This window comes from Burkholderia sp. (assembly GCF_018375725.1).
In the GTDB taxonomy this organism is placed as follows: domain Bacteria; phylum Pseudomonadota; class Gammaproteobacteria; order Burkholderiales; family Burkholderiaceae; genus Burkholderia.
On record NZ_JAHACR010000377.1, the window covers coordinates 1 to 3,613 of the forward strand.

A 3,613-nucleotide genomic window follows, 5' to 3' on the forward strand; every position below is an offset into this window, starting at 1 on the left:
CTGATGGCAGTCTTCGCCGCCTGCGGGCTCGGCGTCTTTCCTCTGAGCGAACTCGGCGCGAACGACGCGTCGCTGCTGCGCGGACTGCGCCGGCTCGGACGCGCGGGCGACGTGACCGAGGAGATTCACGCGATCCGTTCGCGCCGCGGCGAGCATCATCCGCTGACGTCGCAACTGCTCGCCGCGGCACGGCACACGCCCTCATAAGGCGCCCGGGCCGTCAAACGAAATATAATGACGGGCCGGCCATACGAGACAGCCTCGCGTCCTGCGCTGTCCGCGCGCATGCCGCCCCTGCGGGCGTTCGCACCCGTCACACGCAGCCCGGCGCGGCAGTTGGCCGAGCCTTATGAACCACGTCATGCACAACCGATTCCGCCTGTTCCCCGTTTCGTGCGCGCTCGCGATTGCGACCGTGCTGGCGGCATGCTCGTCGCCGCCCAAGCCGATCTATCAGCAGGAGCAGTTCGACGCGACGGCCAGCCCGTACGCGCGCACGTTCCATGCGAAATCCGACGCGACCTGCGAAGCTGCGCGCCGCGCGCTGCTGAGCCAGGGATACATCGCGACGTCGTCGCGTCCCGACGCGGTCGACGGCAGCAAGAATTTCCAGCCGAACAACGACGTTCACGTCGTGATCGAATTCCACGTCGTGTGCGCGGACGCGAACGCGGACGGCTCGTCGAGCATCGCGTACGTGAACGCGGTGCAGGACCGCTATTCACTGAAGAAGACCAACACGTCCGCGAGCGTCGGCCTGAGCCTGTTCGGCTCGCTGTCGCTGCCGATCGGCTCGACCGACGACGCCATGGTCAAGACCGCCAGCGAAACGATTCCCGCGGGCGTGTTCTACGAGCGCTACTTCAATCTGGTCGACCATTTCCTGAAGATCGATCCGACCCGCCGCGATCGCGCCACGGTCAAAGCCGCGGAAAAGGAACACGTCGCGCCGCTGCCCGAGCCCGCGCCGACGCAGCAAGGCGAGCCGATGAAGATGACGACGCCGGCCGAGCCGACGCCGGCCGCGCCGCCGGTGCCGCGCCCCGCCGTGCCTGCTTCCGCGCCCGCGGTCGTACCCGCACCGGGCTCCGCGGCGCCGGTTCCGGCGGCACGCGCGGCAATCGCATCGATGACGACGCCGGCCGCTGCGGTGACTTCCATTGCGGCGGCTCCGGTTGCGGCGGTTCCGCAAGCCGCGTCCGTGGTTGCCGGCGCGATCGCATCGACGGCGGATTCGTCAGCAGCACGTCCGGCCGGTCAGGCATTCGTATCGGCACCGATGACGGTTGCCGGTTCCGCTACTACTGCTTCTGCATCGACACCGGCTTCCACGGCGCCATCCGGGCCAGCCTCGACGTCAACGCCTATTCCCCGACCAGCGCGGACTCCAGCGACGGTTCAAGCTACCGTGGCGCTTCCCGCATCGGCATCGGTTTCCGTTGCTGCACCAGTCGGCGCGCCGGCACCGACAGCACCGACACGTGATTCCGCATTGCCAATCGCGTCCGCGTCCATCCCCGCCTCCGCACCGGCAAAAGTTTCTTCGACGATGCCGGACCACGCCGCAGCGCCCGCTGCCGCACCGGCATCCGTCTCGCCTGCGCTGACACCCGCCGGCATGCCCGCGCCGGCACCCGTCCCAACGACGCCGGCCGGCAATCCGGCATCGCCTGCATCGGCATCCGACACAGCTTTGCCGACGACGGCGGCGGCCGCCGCCTCATCGGACGCACACATCGGCGTCACGAACTGAATCCCGTCGTGATGCCGTTTCCTGATGCCGCACACCGCGCGCTCAACTGAAAAAGACCGTCACCAGATGTCTCAAGAGACCCGGAATCTCCGCGAGGAGATTCCGGATGTCCACGTCCGACATGTAAAGCACCAACGCCAGCGGACAGAGCCATAAGCATGCCCCCACGAATCCCCTCATTTCCGTTCTCCCATCGGCGGACAGGCATGCCCGCTCACGCCGCTGCCGAACATGGCACAGGCCGGCACGGCTCGCCGCCCCATGCGGGCCGACGCAATCCCGTCGCGACGCCCGCTCGAACATATGTTGTCGCCGGTATCCAGGCGCGACACGACCGAGTCTTTCCCGTGGCATGACGGCGAATGGCAAAAAGGAACGGACGGGGCGCACCGGATTACCCGCTTTCCCGTCGATGCAGCCGAGGATTGCCGACGCGCCGAACTGGCCGCTATGAACCGGCGCTCGGATCTGTCGGTACGGCATTCGCCGATTCGCACCGCCTGCGCAGCGACAAGCTCACCGCACCGGAATGCCGTCGGCCACGGCAGCGGCACGACCACGAACTTCGCGGTGACGCATGCCTGTTTGCTGGGGATCATGTTCGTCGGCTCCCGTCGACATCCGTGCCGTTATTCGGCTCCCCCCCGCATTCACCTCGTTTGCTGCATTTGATAGTCGAGGCGTCGCCGCGCGGCGATCCCCGCTCGATGTTGTGTCATGCATTCGGATTGCGAGCACATCCCGTGCCATCGACGTGCGGTGCCTGATTCGGCGGGGTTCCGCAATCGCAGCCCGGTTGTTCGGCGTGCCAGACCATGCGATAGGTTGCCACGCTGAAACATGCCGGCCGATCCGCTTGCCTGCAGACGAACGCCTGCGGTCGCCGCATCGCTCCGGCCCTATCGCTGCGACGCAAAACGTTGCGGAAACGAAACACAGCCGTTTGTCCCGATACGTAACTCGCTCTGGCCGGACGATAAAACGCCGCGCGACGGCGATCGGGCATCCGGGCGCCCCAATGCGCCGCTGGCGGGGGACGTAACCGCGAGGGTCAGATCGTGTAAACAGACACGGTAAGCGTGCGCTTATCTACGTATCGAGATGCGAGCCGGCGAAATATACTTCGGCGGCATCTATTCCTCGTGCCAAAGAGAGGGTGCAATTTTTGCCTCGGTCACGGCATCGCCGTGACCGAGTTTTTTTTGGGCGCAATTCACGGACGAGCGTGAAGGCCATGCCAAAAATGAAAGGCATCCGGCCGATGCATCGCGAAAATAAAAACCCGCGAAGCCTTGCGCTGTCGCGGGTTTCAGCATTATCTCGGAACTGTTCCTGGTGCCGGGGACCGGGGCCGCAGACCACGCAATTTCAAGGCTTTCGCCGATTCGTGGGGCTTTTTTGAGGCTCGCGAACGCTTCGCAGAAAATTCGCCGAGCGGACTCGAACCGGCGCGCGGCGCCCTACCCCCGATTGTCGGACTGCACTCGCGGATCGGCTTGCATCCGGCCGCGGAAGAAGCTCGCGACGCCCAGGACGCCACCAATCGCCAGCCACGCCTCAGGCGGCACGACCGGCACGACGATCGCCTGATTGTAGCCGTGCAGGATTGGCAGTAGCAGGTAGTCGCCGATCCATGCGATTGCAAAGCAGAACCCGACGAATGGGCGCCAGCTATACGTCGGCCAGTGATCGGCCTTTGCCTCAACCTGCATCGTCTGGTTCACCGCCGCGGTGTTGGCTTGGTCGGCGGCGAGCTCGGCCTTCTGCACATCGGCGACGATTTGCGCGAGCTGCGCCTGCTGCTCGATCACTGCCTTTTGGAACTGCAGCGCAAGATCCGGGTCGGCCTGCAGCGCGGCG

Annotated in this window: 3 protein-coding genes and 1 pseudogene; 3 read left to right on the top strand and 1 reads right to left on the bottom strand. The window is 65.7% G+C overall.

Features of this window, described 5'->3' with window-relative positions; all coding sequences use genetic code 11:
- The 3 genes and pseudogenes from KH616_RS23000 to KH616_RS23010 all read left to right on the top strand — a co-directional run.
- Positions 1–207, top strand: a pseudogene (locus tag KH616_RS23000) (LysR family transcriptional regulator); the annotation flags it as partial.
- A 154-nt stretch (positions 208–361) separates the two neighbouring features.
- Positions 362–1,753: a DUF2242 domain-containing protein gene (locus KH616_RS23005; protein ID WP_292252200.1), complete on the top strand. Its 1,392-nt coding sequence runs from the start codon at positions 362–364 to the stop codon at positions 1,751–1,753.
- 231 nt (positions 1,754–1,984) lie between these two features.
- A complete protein-coding gene (locus tag KH616_RS23010) occupies positions 1,985–2,425 on the top strand; it encodes a hypothetical protein (protein WP_292252201.1) in 441 nt (146 codons plus the stop codon).
- A 788-nt stretch (positions 2,426–3,213) separates the two neighbouring features.
- Here the strand turns inward: KH616_RS23010 and KH616_RS23015 are convergent.
- Positions 3,214–3,613: 3TM-type holin (locus KH616_RS23015; protein ID WP_292252202.1), on the bottom strand; the 400-nt coding region annotated here is incomplete at its 5' end.

Bases quoted from the DNA above. Each gene is read 5' to 3' on its own strand.
- KH616_RS23005 (WP_292252200.1), top strand. From the start codon at position 362: ATGCACAACCGATTCCGCCTGTTCCCCGTTTCGTGCGCGCTCGCGATT.
- KH616_RS23010 (WP_292252201.1), top strand. From the start codon at position 1,985: ATGGCACAGGCCGGCACGGCTCGCCGCCCCATGCGGGCCGACGCAATC.